The 16,304-nt window shown below is 46.7% G+C and carries 11 protein-coding genes; 3 read left to right on the forward strand and 8 right to left on the reverse strand.

Annotation, left to right across the window (positions count from 1 at the left end; genetic code table 11):
- Positions 1 to 23 precede the first annotated feature (23 nt).
- The 8 genes from BT_RS18315 to BT_RS18350 all read right to left on the reverse strand — a co-directional run bounded on the left by BT_RS18315 (position 24) and on the right by BT_RS18350 (position 12,407).
- Complete coding sequence (locus BT_RS18315; protein WP_011108912.1) at positions 24 to 1,649, reverse strand: fimbrillin family protein; 1,626 nt, start codon at positions 1,647 to 1,649, stop codon at positions 24 to 26.
- Positions 1,650 to 1,681: 32 nt separating this feature from the next.
- Complete coding sequence (locus BT_RS18320) at positions 1,682 to 3,190, reverse strand: DUF6850 family outer membrane beta-barrel protein (protein ID WP_011108913.1); 1,509 nt, start codon at positions 3,188 to 3,190, stop codon at positions 1,682 to 1,684.
- The gene (locus BT_RS18325; RefSeq protein WP_011108914.1) at positions 3,183 to 4,418 is read right to left on the reverse strand and encodes a DUF4876 domain-containing protein; all 1,236 of its coding nucleotides are present in this window, start codon (positions 4,416 to 4,418) and stop codon (positions 3,183 to 3,185) included. Before BT_RS18325 ends, BT_RS18320 begins: the two co-directional genes overlap by 8 nt.
- 4 nt (positions 4,419 to 4,422) lie before the next feature.
- Positions 4,423 to 7,236, reverse strand: coding sequence for a TonB-dependent receptor (locus BT_RS18330; protein ID WP_048696282.1), 2,814 nt, complete (start codon positions 7,234 to 7,236; stop codon positions 4,423 to 4,425).
- Positions 7,237 to 8,106: 870 nt separating this feature from the next.
- On the reverse strand, positions 8,107 to 9,000 hold the full coding sequence (locus BT_RS18335; protein WP_008765456.1) for an IS3 family transposase: 894 nt from the start codon (positions 8,998 to 9,000) through the stop codon (positions 8,107 to 8,109).
- A gap of 32 nt (positions 9,001 to 9,032) precedes the next feature.
- The gene (locus BT_RS18340) at positions 9,033 to 9,395 is read right to left on the reverse strand and encodes a hypothetical protein (RefSeq protein WP_008765457.1); all 363 of its coding nucleotides are present in this window, start codon (positions 9,393 to 9,395) and stop codon (positions 9,033 to 9,035) included.
- Between the two features lie 197 nt (positions 9,396 to 9,592).
- Positions 9,593 to 10,600: an aspartate-semialdehyde dehydrogenase gene (locus BT_RS18345; RefSeq protein ID WP_008762581.1), complete on the reverse strand. Its 1,008-nt coding sequence runs from the start codon at positions 10,598 to 10,600 to the stop codon at positions 9,593 to 9,595.
- A 67-nt stretch (positions 10,601 to 10,667) separates the two neighbouring features.
- A complete protein-coding gene (locus BT_RS18350) occupies positions 10,668 to 12,407 on the reverse strand; it encodes an ATP-binding protein (protein ID WP_008767057.1) in 1,740 nt (579 codons plus the stop codon).
- Positions 12,408 to 12,591: 184 nt separating this feature from the next.
- Here BT_RS18350 and BT_RS18355 point away from each other — a divergent pair, with 184 nt between their 5' ends.
- The 3 genes from BT_RS18355 to BT_RS18365 are packed head-to-tail and all read left to right on the forward strand — an operon-like array spanning position 12,592 to position 16,109.
- A complete protein-coding gene (locus tag BT_RS18355; protein ID WP_008762583.1) occupies positions 12,592 to 14,727 on the forward strand; it encodes a cation:proton antiporter in 2,136 nt (711 codons plus the stop codon).
- Entirely contained in the window at positions 14,727 to 15,443 is a 717-nt protein-coding gene (locus BT_RS18360) for a tRNA threonylcarbamoyladenosine dehydratase (RefSeq protein WP_011108916.1), read from the forward strand. The genes BT_RS18355 and BT_RS18360 overlap by 1 nt, the downstream gene beginning before the upstream one ends.
- Before the next feature lie 9 nt (positions 15,444 to 15,452).
- Positions 15,453 to 16,109 carry an ABC transporter ATP-binding protein gene (locus tag BT_RS18365; RefSeq protein WP_008762585.1) on the forward strand — a complete coding sequence of 219 codons (657 nt, stop codon included), beginning with the start codon at positions 15,453 to 15,455 and terminating at the stop codon, positions 16,107 to 16,109.
- The last annotated feature ends 195 nt before the right edge of the window (positions 16,110 to 16,304 follow it).

The following is a 16,304-nucleotide window of genomic DNA, read 5'->3' on the forward strand; positions in this document are numbered from 1 at the left end:
TTTTATGAACTTGCAAATGGCTTTTAGTTCTGGTTCTTTACACAACGAACTGTTTGACCACTAAGTACACTGATATAACTCAGAGACAATCTGCCTTCCGGATACTTCGCCATTGAGAATGTGCTCATTAGTCCGAAGAACTGAATATTGGTCAGGTCGCCGGTGCTTGTACTATAAATAGGCTTATATGCAGTTGAAGTCATGTAATAACTCATACTGGGTTTTCCAAACCATTCGGTTACCGTACTGTTGCTGCTGGTTATTGCCGTTGCCTGATATTTGGGGACGGCTGAATAACCGGTTGACATACGTACTCCCGAGAATTGATAATTAAATTTAGCCTCGTTGAGTGTCGGGATTTTACCACCGTCATATGCTGTGTCATAGAAAAGAGCGTCTTTTCCGTTTTCCAAACTATTGCCGTCCGCATCTTTGGTCGAATTACCTACAAGGCTGAAATATTCGGCGCGAGTCGGGATGTGCCATCCCTTCGGACAGATGCCCTGTGCTCCTTCAAAGTCGTAGCAGTTTTCCGGAGTAACTGCTTTGCCGCTAAGTGCGGCATGGATGTCGTAGAGATAACCGTACTGCTTGATAGAAGTTGCGTCCTGCAATGCTTTTGCAGTAAGTGTACCGTCAACTGTAACCAATTCGTACGGATACCAGATGTGAGAATCTGCAGCCGGATCACTTGACGGAGTATATCCATCCGGTACATAGCGTAATGGTTCCGCCATCCATGTTGTTCCGTTGGAGAGAGTTACCGTATTGTAGGTAATGCCGTCGTAGATGAAATATCCGTCATGCTCTTCAAAAGGAACTTCCGGCTCATCTCCCTTGATCTCTCCCTCGTCTGTCCAGTTCTCGATCTCACCACTGAGTGTAACGATGATATTATCGGGTAATACACGTATATTGACACTGTATTGTCCGCCTTGAACTAAATCTGTGGATACGAGCTTTTGCATCAATGTATTGTTATCTGAAGTTGTTACTGCAAGAGTGAACGCAGCCGTCTGTGGGACTACAATGGCACGAAAAGTCTTATTCTTTGTCACTTGTTGTGCTGTGATGTCTGTGGCGGCGGCGCTCTCGTTTACGGTTGTCTTCATGGTTGCCAAATTGATATTGGCAGTAGGAACAGAGCCTTTGAGCACTATAGATGAAATATCCAAATTCGTTTCGTTTGTCACATTAATAACCAGTTTGGTCAGCATGTGCTTGAAGATCATGCTGATGGAGTTCACCGAAGGAAGTACGTCGGATTTGCTTGCCGCCATAAAGTCGGAGATTCCGTAGTTGGTGGTCTGGTCGGCATGCACGGTGAATGAAGTCGGTACACCGGTTGCGCTGTAAGGATAGTAAGCCACGAATGAAGACTTGTCTGCTCCTTCGGGATACCATTTCAGACTTCCGGCGAAAGCTCCGTCATTGAAAGTCATAAGCTCGTTGGTGGCATATACAGTGCCGTCTTCTTTAGTGACACTCAATCCGATCTGATCCTGATCTTCGAAATTAACCTCTGTGGCACGTGTGATAATAGGAGTGATGGTCACCCGGTCCACAGATGCTACTCCCTCGTTTTCCTCCTGCTGGCAAGATGCCAGAAATGCTGCTGTCAGCACAAATAATATCCCCTTTTTCATCATTTGATAGTTTTATATTATGTAAATGAATAATTTTAAAATGTATAACCTAACTTAATCGTCTCATTCCAACGGCTCGAACCTGCTATATATTCAAGGTTGAAACCGTGCGTATATCCGCCCTGAATTTCGGCATAAATCCCCCGATGAAAGTGATAGCGTAATCCGACGTTCACTGTCGCCCGTGGGGCAGTTGCATACTCATTCTGCAGATGGTAATAATCTGTCAGGCGGTATGGAGGATCGCCCGGTTCGGCTGTCGTTTCAGTAGTCCTGCTCTTCTCCGTGAAGTCTCCTATGGATAAACTTGCGGCAGCTTTCACATCGAATCTTCCGGCATGAAGTACGCCGGATGCGTAAACCCGTCCACAAGTCATTGTCTGTGACGCGACATAAGGGTACATTTGGGTAGTCATGCTTTTAAAAGACGAAATCTCGGCTCCGACACGCAATTCTCCTTTAGGAGCGATCAACTCATATTCGGGCTGAACGGATAAAGCCTTTCTTTCGAAAATCCGGTTGGAACCGTAAACATGGGTAGTCGTGATTCCGTTGGATATCTCCTGTCCCAATACATTCTCGTCATTTGTCTGGCGTGACCATGAGAGGTTGATCCGCAGGAAATGTTCGGTACTGCCTTTGGCGAAACGGTATCTCAGATGCGATGTAATCCGGTGTGCCGGAAACTTAAACCAGATAACCTCTTTCTCTCCGGCGGAACCGGAAGAATGCAGATACTCCACATCTCCGTAAAGCGATCCCCATTGGACCTGAACTGCTGCTCCGTGAGACAGTTCCTTGATGGGGAATCCGTTGATACCCGATTCGCTCAGATGGACTCCGCTTCCCGACCATGCTTCGTAGGCACCGTACATCAGTCCTTTATCAAGGAATGCGTAATAAGGTGTAGCGGCTGTTCCGATCTCTTCTGCTGAAACGGATTCGCTGTTTTTGCTGAAAATATAAGAGAATCCGATCGCATAATGGTCCGAATGATACATGATGCCGGGAGCTACTTTTAAGTCCAGTCTGTAGTTGGTATGTCGCAAGTCCTTGCGTTTGGAGTAATTGGCAGAGGTGAAATCGATCTTTCCGCCGATGCGCCAGTTGGTGCCGGCATCTGCTGCTATACCTCCCATGAACGCATAAGTTTGTAAATCCTTTCGGCCGGGGGTAAACTCCAGTAGGTCTACCGGATAAAATCCGGGATGGATGAACATGGAGCCGCTCATATCCTTGCCGGAAGTGTGGTCGAATGAGAACGAGCCGATCAGAGAATACTTCTTTAAGTGTGTGATGGACTTGGCTACTGCACCGGCACTCCATAATTTGCCGGCTTCGTAGTAGTTGCGGAAGTCACCGTGATTGTTCTTGCCGTACAGTTCGGCGTAGGAGACGGTGACGCTGTCCATCATGATTCCCGTTACGTTTGTTCCGGCATTCCATGAATTTCGTCGTTCGATAACATCGTAAGTCTGTGCCGAGCTTACGGCTGCTATACACAACAGCATACATCCTATATATATTCCTTTCATATTACTCATGCAGGGATTGTTGTTCTCTTTCATAAAAATCGGCGGAAGAGTTGTTCGTATCTTCCAGTATTTCATAACCGGCCTCCTTCGATGCTTCCTCGTCTACCCGACGGTGCAGGCTGCGTCCGTCATACAGTGCACTTTGACTGACATATCCGGCATCGATGGAAGGCGAAATGCGTTTTTTGTTGCTCGACGAACCGCCATAGTACACCTCTACCCCGTCAATCACCCAGTCGAGCGGAATCTTGATGACCTGATCCACCGTGCTGCCGGGCTTTTGTATCACACTGCCCGTTTGCTGTACATACTCCTGTATCGTAGTGTCCTGAGCCTTGAAGATGACAGTGGCGGGAGAAAATATAGAGAATGTATAGGCATTCGCCTGTCCCAGTTTGATGACCACGTCCAGATAATGGTCGCGGCTGATCTGGTCGCCCGGAGCAGGATGATACATCGTATTCCAGTAATAAACATTGTTGTAGCAGGCAAAATATCCCGGTTTGTTCAGATTGACCGACAGCGGGTATTGCGCGGCATGATCGATGGCTCCGTTGACGGCGATGACCGCATCGGCACCGGGTGCCAGCGGGAAGGAAGTGCCGTTACCGCCGAATTGCCAGATGCACTGGACGATAGGAGCGAAATCGGGGAAAATGGTTGCTCCGGTTGCTTCGTCCTGCGTCACCCATACGTTGGTGGACTGGGAGTTGTAAGGATCGAGCGTACCTAAACACAAATGGTCGAGATACTGCGTCTGGGAATCATTGTTGTGCAGGATAATGTATTTATCAGCCTGATAAGTACCTTCCTGCGGCAGCTTGGTACATCCTCCGCAATAGATTTCCTTGATAATGATGGCACCGGCTTTGGAGTGTGTAAGCGGAACGTTGAGTGTGATATCTCCGTTTACGAGTTTTACCTTGTCTGCCAGTCCGTTAAATATATGCTGATCGGCTTTATCGCTGATTTGTATGCGGTATATGCCGTTGGTCAGGGCGAATTGCGCTGTACCGTTCTGGTCGGTTACCGTCTTGTAGGAGTTGCCGCGGGCGATGTCTTCGATTTGGACGGTGATGCCTTCCCGAAGGTATTCCGCATAATCGTCCGGATAGACGGCAGTCACCTGCAAGGTGTGCAGCTGGTCTTCGTAAGGATTGCCTTTGTCGAGGTCCGTACATCCTCCGAGTAAGGATGTGACGAAAAGCAGTATGATATAGATTGACTGTTGTTTCATATTTCTAAAGTTTAATGCGGCAGGTTAGTCCATAATAAAAGTTCGGGGTAAAGATTGCACTGGTTCCGGTTGCGTATGATTTCACATACGCCCGTGAGTTCGTGAAATTAATCGCGTTGAACGACAGCGAAACATGATCGCCTATCTCCTTGGTAATGCTGATATTGGCAGAGAAATACGGATCATATCCGTCGGCTGCGAAAGTATAGGCATTGCCCGATTTACGTATCAGATGCGCGAAGTCCGGATTTTCGGCTTCGGCGGCGGTGAACGGATGTACCTCGTTGTTCAGGTCGAGGTAGGCAACCGGATAAATGGCCGTATAAGAATTTCCGTCGTAGATGCTGCCTCCTGTTTTCTCGTTGCTGTTCTCGCTGACGTTGAACGCGTAGGACGTACCGTTATATTCGGAGAGATTCTGCGACCGCTTGATGAGCGAGGCTTCCAGTTTGCAGGATATGATCAGCCTTGCTTTCGGGATACGGGTGATCGCTGTGATATTGGCATCCAGCGAGTGAGTGCGCTTGCCGTTGGCGGTCGTGGATGAGTTGTCGCCGTTGGCATATATACCTACATATTGGTAGGAACGGTTGGCGAGAGTGGTGTGCGACCATCCGTTTTGGTAGTAATAAGACAAGGAATTGTCTATGTATTTGCTATATGTATAGGCCGCATCCACACGGAACTGCGTACGGAGAGGAGTGATCTCCGGAAAATCGATGATCATTTCCGCTCCTCTGCGGGTGATGTCCGGTCCGTTATCGGGAGAGGTTGACCTGACGAAAGTCTGGTCTTTCACCTTTACGTCCAGCGGTGTCCAGTAACTGTCCTCATCGTCCCGTATATATCCCATGCCCGTCTGATTGTCTACGGTAATCTGCGGATTGGCGGACAGCTCGAATCCTTCCGGCAACTGTAGAACATTGTATGCGAACGGAGTATAGGTACTTGTATATTTATAAGGCATCTTCGTGCGGTTAAAGTATCCTACCAGTGAAATACGGGTGCGGGCTACATTGATGTCAACTCCTATTTCGGCATTCTGATTCTTCTGCCAGCGGAGTTTCTCGTTGTGTAATAAAGTATATGGCTGACTGTAATAGACGTAAGCCGACTCATTGTTATTGTATGAGACTCCGAAAGTCTGAATATCCCGATACTCCTGTCGGGGATAGAGTACATAGTACGAAGGCAGCTTCTCGGTCACTCCCCATCCGCCCCGAATCGCTATGTTTTCGTTCAGCTGCCATCTGGCGTTGAAACGTGGCGACAGTGTGTTCAGCTTGTCGTATTGCGTTCCGCTGATGAACAGATTCTCCCAACGCAATCCCGCCATCAGCCTCAGCATGGTGCTGCCGACAGCTACCGACAGGCTTTCTTCCGCATACAACGAAACATTGTGCATATACGGATAAGCCGAGTAAGAACGGGGGCGATATCCGTTGGGAGCCAGCGAAGGATTCTGATAATACTCTCCGTCGCCCACATTGCCTGTTCCTTTCCATTGCACGCCTGCTTTCAGATTGCTGGTAACGTTCTTGAAACGACGGTTCCATTCGTACTTCAACGAAGCGGCATAATCCAGTTCTTTGGAATCGACAATCTGATCGGCAAAGAAATGGTAAGGCAGTTTGCCTGCAATGAAATAACCTTCCTGTTCAGCGTGGACTGCCGGCTGTTCGGACGCATAAGAATAAGGTGTATGTGCATGCGACTTGTTATCATTGTAATACACCGATGCATCCAGTTTGAGGTTGGTAATCCATGACTTGTTGAGCAGCCATGCCAATGACGTGTTTGCACGGAAAACGTTGTCTCTGACTTTGGTATATTCTCCCGTATATGCGTCGGGATCATCCTTCGTATTCATTCCTCCGATGTTACCGGTCAGCCCGATGTCGAATCGGAGCACTTTCCGGAACGTATTGCTGTAACCTGCGGAGAATCCTCTGCGGGTATAAGAAGTATAGGGTGAATTAAGCTTTTGAGTAGCCTTGATCCATTCACCGCTTATGTTGACGATTCCTTTATCGTTGCCGAGGTCCAGCCCTTTGGAAAAGGACACCTGTTCTGTGCGGGGATTGATGGATAGCAGTACATTCCACGGAGTCTTCCCTTTTTTCGTATGGATTTTGACCATACCGCTGTTCAAGTCTCCGTACTCTGCCGAAGGTACTCCGGTGATGACTTCTACCGATTCGATATCGGCCACAGAGATGCTGCGGGTATCTATTCCGGTCATATTGCCGAAAGAAGAGTTGTTGCCGATGCGTACTCCGTCTACTTCTATCGCCGTTCCGAAAGCCGCGTTGCCTGCGGATGAACCTCCGTCGCGCAGAGAGAAAATATTGTTGCTGGTCAAGTCCGGAACTTTCGTCTTTCCTCCCGGAAGAAGGGCGGAAATATCGCTTACATTCGATATCTGCAGATGTTCCAGTGCGTTACTCCCGATGTTGAGCGTGGTGTTCAGCTCACTCTTCGGAGCTTGTGCGGTAACGATTACGTCGTTCAGGGCAAGTGTATTTTCCTTCAGTTGTATCTTTAATCCTTTGATGCTGTTGTTCACATTCACCGGAACCGTTGCCGGAACATAACCGAGGAAGGAAACTTCCAATTGATACTTGCCTTCCTGTATTCCTTGTATCGTAAATTCCCCCTTCTGGTCGGATACAGCCCACAAATAGGTGCCTTTGATTAAAATGGATGCGCCGGGCAACGGCGAACCCGTCCTTTCGTCGGATATACGACCGGAAATAGAATAATTGTTAGTATTGGCTTCAATTCTGGAAATGATCAAAGAAAGAAGCAAGCAGAGCATTATTTTAAGTGTAAGAAACCTCATAGAACAAATTTTGTGCAAATTTCGTTCTATATCGTTAATACTACAATCGCAAATAATGACTATTTTGGGAGTATGCGAGTACCCATAAATAGGTATTTCTCTCCATAGTGATTTGATAGCAGTTTTGCTCTCATGCTCTAACAAACGGTCTGTATCCCTTTATTCATCGTGGTTTCCAGTGTGGTAGCAACTGTGGCGGCAGGTATGAGGGCAAACGGTTGCTCTCACTTGCATCATGGACTTAATCTCGTTTGTTTAGCTTTATGCTTTGATTTGCAGGATGTTAATGTCTGATGTGTCAACTGTTAACAATTGGCATCCCAGCTATTAATAACTGAGAAATCAGTTGTTAATAGCTGACAACTCCTTCATTATAGACTGATAAATGGTTTGAAATGGCTTGAAAGGACAGGTTAAATGAGTCAGTTGTTACGGTCAAGTCATTTCAATCGACAGTTGTTTCAGATAGTTTCAGGCGCTTGAAACTTTTAGTTTCATTGCTTGAAACCAATGGTTTCAAAGGTTGAAACTATTAGTTCCAAGGCATGAAACCTTTTGTTTCAAGGCATGAAACCGAATTTGGAACTGTACTTCCCTAATAATGGTTGACTTGTTTATCTCTAATAGCTGCTATGTGTTGACTAGAAATATTACTAACCCTGGCAGCTGTTTACTTTATTATTTATTATTCCTGCCTCCGGTTTACTTATTTTTTTCTTATTCCTTTAACCGGTTGACTCTTCTCTTTGAAAGAAGAAAAAAGAAAGGAACTCACCCTTTTTCCTCTTTCTATCCCGCTAGCAGGGCATTCTTGGTCTTTTCATAAGCAAATGTACATATTTATTTTTAAGCAAGTGCTACATTCAGATACTTTTCTCTGTAGCTTATCCATCTTTTCCTGATAGGTCCTTGCATTTCTCCTGCCTGTACCGGGGTAAGCATATCCAAGCTCATATGAGGCCTTTCGTTGTTATAGAAGTGAACGGCTGTTGCTACAGCTTTTCTGACTTCCTGTATTGAACTAAAGCGCATTCCTTGCAGCAATTCATTCTTTATAATGCCATTCACACGCTCAGCTATGGCATTGTCCTTGGGATTGCCATCCTCTGTCATGCTGGGAAGAATCCCGTTATGTCGTAATATGGCAATATAATCCGCACTGGCATATTGTACGCCTCGGTCGGAGTGATGGATCAAACCCTTAATCTCCTTTGCAGCTATGCGTCTGACTGCCATTTCCAGAGCTTCCACTGTGTAACAGCTTCCCAGAGTATCACCTACGCAATACCCAATGATCTCCTTCGTATAGGCGTCTGTCACCAGAGACAGGTAGCAGAACACATAACTGCCGTCAGGCAACCATATGGTAATGTAAGTGATATCACTAACCCACAGCTGATCAGGATGTTCTAATAGCAATGTCCTGGTTAAATCAGGATACTGTGGCAAGTGATGAGAGGAGTCTGTCGTACGTGGAGCCCGAAAACGTTTGCGTATTGTCAGCTTATACTTGGACAATATAGCACAGAAACAGTCACGCCCAACAAAGGCCTGGCTGGTGCCGAACTCATTACGGTACATCAGCCAAAGTTTCATCCCCCCAATACCAGGGTCCTTTGAACGCACACGTTTGACAAACTCAAGAACAAAACGTTCACGGGCCGAACTATCCGTACTATGGTCAACATACTTATAAAAGGCTTGCTTTGTTACACCAAACAATTTGCAAAGAGAGACCACCGTATAGGCATGCCTCCCTTTACAAAGCCTTTTTATTGTTTGGTACCAGCTTTTTTTCGGATAGGAAGATTAAACATCTCCTCGGCAACATCAATCATCGTATCGAAGGCGTGCGCACGCATTTTAGCATCTTTAAGCTCTGCACGTAAACGCTCATTCTCAAGACGTAAGGCAGTAATTGAGGAGGATTCATCCGAGGACTTGGGAGACTTGTTCTTTTTCATATAAGCGGATATTTCAGGATTAGAATCCTCAAAGATACGAACCCAACGCCAAAATGTAATGCGGGCAATCCCTTTTTCTTGGGCAAAACGAGAAACTGAGAAATTCGAACGATAGAAATCGCCAAGAAGTTCAAGCTGATAAGGACTAAAGGTCATGTCACTCTTTTTCATCTTTTATTCATTTTAGTTGATACTTATAGTAGTCAACCAAATCCAGGGTAAGACAAACTACTTCTTGGAGAATAATCTTGTAGGAGAGATGGGAAAAGGAAAGCCTTGGTGACTTCGAGGCAAATAAAGAAGATCGGCTTGCACTGCGACGATTGTCGTGTAGCAAGCCGACCTTTATTTCATTTTATCTATGTATCTTATACGTTCTTTACCTTGATCAGATACTCAGCGATCTGTACAGCATTCAGTGCAGCACCTTTTTTGATCTGATCGCCAACGATCCAGAATGTCAGACCGTTTTCATTTGTAAGGTCTTTGCGGATACGTCCAACGTACACAGGGTCTTTGCCTGCAAGGAACAACGGCATCGGGTATTCCTTTTCAGCAGGATTGTCCTGAAGAACGAGACCCTCGCCTTTGGCGAATGCTTCACGGGCTTCTTCTACCGAGATCGGACGTTCTGTTTCCACCCAGATGCTTTCAGAGTGAGCACGAAGTGCGGGAACACGTACGCAGGTTGCACTGACTTTCACGTCAGAGTGCATAATCTTGCGTGTTTCGTTATACATCTTCATTTCTTCTTTGGTATAACCGTTTTCCGTGAACACGTCGATCTGCGGAATCAGGTTGAATGCCAGCTGATAAGCAAACTTCTCTACTGTCACAGGCTCGTTGGCCAATACCTGACGGTATTGTTCGTACAACTCGTCCATAGCGGCAGCACCGGCACCGCTGGCAGCCTGATAAGTAGATACGTGCACGGTTTTTATATGAGAAAGCTGTTCGATGGCTTTCAGTGCAACTACCATCTGGATAGTTGTACAGTTAGGATTGGCAATGACGCCACGCGGACGCTCCAACGCATCTGCGGCATTTACTTCGGGCACTACCAAAGGCACATCAGCGTCCATACGGAAAGCGCTGGAGTTGTCGATCATCACAGCACCGTATTTGGTGATTGTTTTCTCGAACTCCTTGGATGTTCCTGCACCGGCAGAAGTGAAAGCAATGTCTACTCCTTTAAAGTCATCGTTGTGTTGTAAGAGTTTGACCTCGATCTGTTTACCGCGGAAAGTATAGGTTGTTCCGGCACTGCGTTTAGAACCGAACAAAACTAACTCGTCCATCGGGAAATTTCTCTCATCGAGCACGCGCAGGAATTCCTGTCCTACGGCTCCGCTTACGCCAACAATAGCTACTTTCATCTTTTTCTTTTGTTAAATGTGAATAATGTGGTTAATCGCTGCAAAATTAGAACATTTTATCATATAATCAGCATTTTGGAGATACTTCTTCACATTTTATCAGTTCCCATCCTTTAAATTGGAGCAAAATGCAATGCAATGCAGTCCCTTCACTGATAGTTGTTACCTTTTTATCCCGGCTATATTGTTTTAGTTGCCCTCTGCCTTCTTCCGCTTGTTCTTCCAGTTCCTTATCGGTGGCGGTGCGCGGGAGGTATTTTAATTCCAGAATATAACTGTGTGCCGTGTCCGGGTAGCGGGATTTGTCCGGCAGGAGGAAAAAGTCACAATATCCGTAATTCATCTCCAATTCCGGCTGAACCAGATAATAAGAAGCAAGAGCAAGGTATGCTTTGAAGAAACCTTGCAAATTGTGTTCTCCCTCGATGGCATCGCGGATGGCGGAGTTTTCTTTATAGGCAAGGGCTATGTACTCAAACAGAGGGCGCCATTGTCCGTCGAAGGCCATGTCGTCAATTAAATCTTTTAAGTGAGGCAAGAATACTTCCTTACGCTGCTGGTAGTATTCCCGAAGGAATCCGAAATACTGCTCACGGACGCAATTGTTAGGAATGCACATCACAATACGGTCTCCACGTGTGCCACACATTGTAAGCAGTCCATAATAATAAAGCAGGCTGCGGAAATTGTCTGTTTCAACAATCTTCTCTGCCGGGAAGGAGGTGTGGAGGTTTACCAGTATCTCTCCTTTAGCAGCTATCTCTTCAATCGTACTCATGCGGTCTTCCCCCGACACATTCTCATGGTCGAGGCGTGCCAACATTTTCAGCTTGCTGTAGTCCGTACGGATATTCTTGTCGATCAATTCCTTAGGGGAGGCGTCGAAATTAACCCGGTGACGCAAATAATATAGCGTCATGTCGCAATTGAACATTCTCGGATCGGTCTTCAAACTGGCTTCTGCAAAGCAGTAATTGTCATACCACGGTTTCATTTCATTAATCATGGCATCTATATCTCCTTTCAGCATACCTTCTTTCTGATAATAGCCGAACATCTCCCGTACATCCGTTTCGCTGAATCCCATCATCATATTGAAATGTGGGTCCACACTGATATTCCAGTCTATGTTATATCCGCTGGATAAGTCGTCCAGCGTAACAGGACTTACCCCCATCAGGAAGATGCGTTCGAACATACCCTTGAACTGCTTGAAGTATTCTCGGTAGAAGCCGCTGGCGTGGGTCAGGTCGCGGAAAAGGTTTTTCCCCTGTTCACTCAGGATGACATTCGTAAAGTTGTCATATTCATCAATGATGAGGTAGAGCAAATGTCCCAGGCGGCGGGCGGTGGCTTCCAGCCAATGCAGCTTTGTAGCGGCTTCGGTAGAAGCGATGATTTGCTCCAGTTCTTTCTCGCCTTGGTAGTATTCCCGGTAAGTACTGAAGAAGTCGTTCAACTGTATGCAGCAATAATTGTTGAAGTTGTCTTCCAGACTTCCACGTCCCAGGTTTGCTTTGGAAAAGTCAAAATAGAGCACCTGGTAGATTCCCTGAAGCGGGGTGGGGTGCTTACCGATCCATAGATTGCCGAACCGTTCTTCAAAACGATCTTTCTGTGAAATATCGTAATAGGCACGCATCATGGTGAGAAATACACTCTTGCCGAACCGTCGGGGACGAATAAGGAAAAGGTAGTTTGCTATTTCTTCTATCTGGGGAATGAAATGCGTTTTATCTACATAATAATAATTTTGGTCTATCAGCCTGCTGAAGTCCGATATGCCGTATGGGATTCCTTTTGCCATAATGCGTTCATTTTATTGGGATGGATGCAAAGTTAAGTTTTCTTTTTATCTCCAACAACTATCCTTCTGCAATTGTTGCTATTATTCCTATTAAATAAACAGGAGGATGAGATTTATAATACCTGCATTGTGATTCTGCGAACTTTTTTGTTCCTTTGCGTAGAAATCCTAAAACCACGGACCTATGAACCTGTTTGAATTCAATTTAGCGTTACCGATAACCGATCCGACTTGGGTGTTTTTTCTGGTGCTAATTATCATTCTCTTTGCTCCGATGATTCTGGGGCGCCTTCATATACCTCATATTATCGGTATGATTCTGGCCGGTGTGCTGATCGGCGAACACGGATTCCATGTGCTCGACCGTGACAGCAGCTTCGAACTGTTTGGTAAAGTGGGGCTTTACTATATCATGTTCCTTGCCGGACTCGAAATGGACATGGAGGACTTCAAGAAAAACCGGATGAAGAGCGTTGTCTTCGGCTTGCTTACTTTCCTGATTCCTATGGCGCTGGGTATATGGAGCAGTATGAGCATGCTGGGATACGGTTTTCTTACCGCAGTGCTGCTCGCCAGTATGTACGCTTCTCACACTTTGATTGCTTATCCTATTATCAGCCGTTACGGATTATCCCGTCTGCGCAGTGTCAATATTACTATCGGTGGTACGGCCATTACGGTCACTCTTGCCCTTATCATCCTTGCCGTTATTGGCGGAATGTTTAAAGGCACCGTCGATGGTCTGTTCTGGGTGTTCCTCGTTGCGAAAGTAGCCTTCCTTGGTTTCCTTATTATCTTCTTCTTCCCCCGCATCGGACGCTGGTTCTTCCGGAAGTATGACGATAGCGTGATGCAGTTCGTGTTCGTGCTGGCGATGGTCTTCCTCGGAGGCGGACTGATGGAGTTTGTAGGAATGGAAGGAATTTTGGGAGCTTTCCTTGCCGGATTGGTCCTGAACCGCTTGATTCCTCATGTCTCTCCGCTGATGAACCGTCTGGAATTTGTGGGAAATGCCTTGTTCATTCCTTACTTTCTGATCGGTGTCGGTATGATTATCGATGTCAGAAGCCTGTTTACGGGGGGCGAAGCATTGAAAGTGGCGGTAGTCATGACAGTGGTAGCTACTTTCAGTAAATGGCTTGCCGCATGGATCACGCAGAAGATTTACCGTATGCAGCCCAATGAACGCAGCATGATCTTCGGACTCAGTAATGCACAGGCGGCGGCTACGCTGGCAGCGGTGCTGATCGGGCACGAAATTATCATGGAAAACGGAGAGCGTCTGCTCAATGATGACGTACTGAACGGTACGGTCGTGATGATCCTTTTCACCTGTGTCATCAGTTCGCTGGTAACGGAACGTTCCGCCCGCCGGTTTGCACTGAACGAAGATGCGCAGCCCGAAGATAAGGGAGCGAAGAAAGCGATGGAGCAGATTCTGATTCCGGTAGCTAATCCGGAAACGATTGAGAACCTGGTGAATCTCGCCCTGGTGATCAAGGATGCCAAGCAGAAGAATGGCATGATTGCCCTGAATGTGATTAATGACAATAACAGCTCGGAGAATAAGGAACTGCAAGGCAAGCGGAATCTCGAAAAAGCCGCAATGATTGCCGCTGCCGCCGATGTACCGGTGACGATGGTAAGCCGCTACGATCTGAACATTGCTTCGGGGATTATACATACGATTAAGGAATATGAGGCTACGGATGTAGTGATCGGTCTGCACCGCAAGGCGAATATCGTCGATTCCTTCTTTGGCAACCTTGCCGAAAGCCTGCTGAAAGGTACTCACCGCGAAGTGATGATAGCCAAATTCCTGATGCCGGTCAATACGCTCCGCCGCATCATCATCGCCGTTCCGCCCAAAGCCGAATTTGAAACCGGTTTTTCCAAATGGGTAGAGCATTTCTGCCGGATGGGAAGCATTCTCGGCTGCCGTGTGCACTTCTTTGCCAACGAACGTACACTGATGCGTCTGCAACAACTGGTGAAGAAGAAATTCAGCGGTACCCCGACCGAATTTTCTCTGCTCGAAGAGTGGGGCGACCTTCTGCTGCTGACCGGACAGGTGAACTACGATCATTTATTCGTTGTCATCTCTGCCCGTCGGGGTTCTATCTCGTATGATCCGTCCTTTGAACGTCTGCCGGCACAGCTGAGCAAGTATTTCTCCAACAACAGTCTGATTATCCTGTACCCCGACCAGTTCGGCGATCCGCAGGAGATTGTGTCTTTCTCCGACCCGCGTGGTTACAACGAATCGCAGCATTATGAAAAGGTGGGCAAATGGTTTTATAAATGGTTTAAGAAAAGCTGATGGAAGAAAATAACTGGCAACAACGGACAGAACTCCTGTTGGGAGAAGAGAAAATGAAGCGCATCCGTGCTTCGCATGTATTGGTTGTCGGGCTGGGAGGCGTGGGGGCGTATGCTGCCGAAATGCTTTGCCGGGCTGGGGTAGGCAGGATGACGATTGTAGACGCGGATACCGTGCAGCCTGCCAATATGAACCGTCAGCTTCCTGCCATGCACTCCACCCTGGGGATGCCGAAAGCGGAAGTGTTGGCGGCACGCTACAAAGACATCAATCCGGATATTGAACTGACCGTTTTACCCGTCTATCTGAAAGACGAGAACATCCCCGAACTGTTGGACTCTGCTAAGTTTGACTTCATAGTGGATGCCATCGATACGATCAGCCCCAAATGCTTTCTGATTTATGAAGCGATGAAGCGTCATATAAAGATTGTTTCCAGCATGGGCGCAGGCGCGAAGAGCGATATTACGCAGATTTGCTTTGCCGATCTTTGGGATACCTATCACTGCGGACTCAGCAAAGCGGTGCGGAAGCGTTTGCAGAAAATGGGAGTAAAGCGTAAACTTCCCGTCGTATTCAGTACCGAACAGGCGGACCCGAAAGCGGTATTGCTCACGGATGACGAACGGAATAAGAAATCGACCTGCGGAACGGTCAGCTATATGCCGGCAGTCTTCGGCTGCTATCTGGCGGAATATGTCATTAAACGAATCTAAGAAGCTATTATGATAAAATTAGAAGGAATAACCAAGAGTTTTGGTTCTTTGCAGGTGCTGAAAGGCATTGATCTGGAAATCAATAAAGGTGAGATCGTCAGTATCGTAGGACCTAGCGGAGCCGGAAAAACGACTCTCTTACAGATCATGGGAACGCTTGACGAACCGGATGCGGGCACGGTGGCGATTGACGGAACGGTAGTCAGCCGGATGAAGGAGAAAGAACTGTCCGCTTTCCGCAATAAGAATATCGGTTTTGTGTTTCAGTTTCATCAGCTTCTGCCGGAGTTTACCGCGTTGGAGAATGTGATGATCCCCGCATTTATCGCCGGAGTATCGTCTAAGGAAGCAAACGAACGTGCTATGGAGATACTGGCTTTCATGGGACTCACCGACCGTGCTTCCCATAAGCCGAACGAACTGTCGGGAGGAGAGAAGCAACGGGTGGCCGTAGCACGTGCCTTGATTAACCATCCGGCAGTCATCCTTGCGGACGAACCTTCCGGAAGTCTCGATACACATAATAAAGAAGATTTACACCAATTGTTCTTCGACCTGAGGGACCGGTTGGGACAGACTTTCGTCATCGTTACCCATGATGAAGGACTGGCCAAAATCACCGATAGAACGGTACATATGGTGGATGGCACAATTAAAAAAGATTAATAAGGAAACCAAACTTCTAAAAATGGATACCAAATCACTAGAAGATTGTGTGAGTTCAATCTTTTAGCTATATATTTATAGTCGCTTCTCTACGTAAGTCTGTGAAGATGTCAGTAGAGTGTTTGTTTTGTTTGTGTGTGATGCATTCTTGTCTGGTGTGATAGGAATGCATCTTTTTTTATATATCACAACAAA

The organism is Bacteroides thetaiotaomicron VPI-5482, assembly GCF_000011065.1.
In the GTDB taxonomy this organism is placed as follows: Bacteria; Bacteroidota; Bacteroidia; order Bacteroidales; family Bacteroidaceae; genus Bacteroides; species Bacteroides thetaiotaomicron.

Bases quoted from the DNA above. Each gene is read 5' to 3' on its own strand.
- BT_RS18360 (WP_011108916.1), top strand. From the start codon at position 14,727: ATGGAAGAAAATAACTGGCAACAACGGACAGAACTCCTGTTGGGAGAA.
- BT_RS18365 (WP_008762585.1), top strand. From the start codon at position 15,453: ATGATAAAATTAGAAGGAATAACCAAGAGTTTTGGTTCTTTGCAGGTG.
- BT_RS18320 (WP_011108913.1), bottom strand. From the start codon at position 3,190: ATGAGTAATATGAAAGGAATATATATAGGATGTATGCTGTTGTGTATA.
- BT_RS18315 (WP_011108912.1), bottom strand. From the start codon at position 1,649: ATGATGAAAAAGGGGATATTATTTGTGCTGACAGCAGCATTTCTGGCA.
- BT_RS18345 (WP_008762581.1), bottom strand. From the start codon at position 10,600: ATGAAAGTAGCTATTGTTGGCGTAAGCGGAGCCGTAGGACAGGAATTC.
- BT_RS18340 (WP_008765457.1), bottom strand. From the start codon at position 9,395: ATGAAAAAGAGTGACATGACCTTTAGTCCTTATCAGCTTGAACTTCTT.
- BT_RS18355 (WP_008762583.1), top strand. From the start codon at position 12,592: ATGAACCTGTTTGAATTCAATTTAGCGTTACCGATAACCGATCCGACT.
- BT_RS18330 (WP_048696282.1), bottom strand. From the start codon at position 7,236: ATGCTCTGCTTGCTTCTTTCTTTGATCATTTCCAGAATTGAAGCCAAT.
- BT_RS18350 (WP_008767057.1), bottom strand. From the start codon at position 12,407: ATGGCAAAAGGAATCCCATACGGCATATCGGACTTCAGCAGGCTGATA.
- BT_RS18325 (WP_011108914.1), bottom strand. From the start codon at position 4,418: ATGAAACAACAGTCAATCTATATCATACTGCTTTTCGTCACATCCTTA.